Source organism: Emticicia sp. BO119 (assembly GCF_013912375.1).
Lineage (GTDB): Bacteria > Bacteroidota > Bacteroidia > Cytophagales > Spirosomataceae > Emticicia.
This window is the reverse complement of sequence record NZ_JACETV010000028.1, coordinates 1-1,059: the sequence shown is the minus strand read 5'-3', so window position 1 is coordinate 1,059 and position 1,059 is coordinate 1. Positions and strand designations below refer to the sequence as shown.

The 1,059-nt window shown below is 45.0% G+C and carries 1 protein-coding gene; it reads right to left on the bottom strand.

Annotated elements, in window-relative coordinates:
- Nucleotides 1–6 precede the first annotated feature (6 nt).
- Nucleotides 7–1,059 (bottom strand): gliding motility-associated C-terminal domain-containing protein (locus tag H1R81_RS27275; protein WP_181843922.1); only part of this gene is annotated, 1,053 nt, incomplete at its 5' end.

The window sequence follows — 1,059 nt, the reverse complement described above, 5'->3', positions numbered from 1 at the left end:
GGTTATTTACCTTATCAGTTGAATCCAACCCTTAATAGTTGTGGGAGTTTCATCCTTTTTATCCAATCGCTGCAAGGTTACCTTGGCCACATAAAAATATGTGCCCGATGGCATCTCACTTCCAGATGTACTTTTACCATCCCAACTCAGTATATTACTACTTCCACTCTGATATACCTTTAACCCATATCTGTTGTATATCTCTATATCTATGTTCTGTATAAAAGCCGAACACGTCATCGGATTGAATGTATCATTCTTCCCATCTCCATTGGGTGTAAAAACATTCGGTAACATCACCGTCGCACAGTTGTCTTTGCAGATGGTGGCACTCGCCCCCCCCTCTATATTCAGACTATTCACTGCTGTGATGTAATAACAACCAGCAAATCCCTCCTGTACTGACCTCGTGTGAGTAAACGTCGTCTCTGGTGGTATAGGCTTGTCTATGGCCGCCAGTAACTTTGGCGTGTCTTCCTTGTAGCGCGCAAAATAAATATTATACCTGATTATATCACTCCTGCATATAGTCCCTCCTGCACTCGCCGGTGTCTTCCAGCTTAATTTGTTACTCACCGTATTGGTCGCACAAATGGCCTCCCTGTCCAGACTCTCACAATTCAAATCATCTATACTCAATTCCGGTGGACATGGCGGCGTGTTGTCTATTGGACTCGAACACATCACCTGTGATAAATTATGTAATAACCCGAACTGTGGTAAACGCGCATAAATCCCAACCGTCTCTACCTTGTAACAGTAATTGGTGTCTACTTTCATCTCTATGCTATGCACTCCATCTGCTTCATAGCGATCTATCCCATCATCCAGATAGGTGTAGGTGTTCACCGCCTGTACCGATACCTCTGCTATGATATGAAATACCCCGGGTCTGGTCTTGTCTTCCCGGTAAACCAGATGCTTCCGGTTATCATTACTCCAGGGTACATTCGCCTGCCAGTTCAACCGTACTTTCTGGGCATCTGATACCGCCGACAACCGTACACTACTCGCTACCTGACTCTCCGACAGGGGCTTGTCTGTCTCATAAATAAAGGC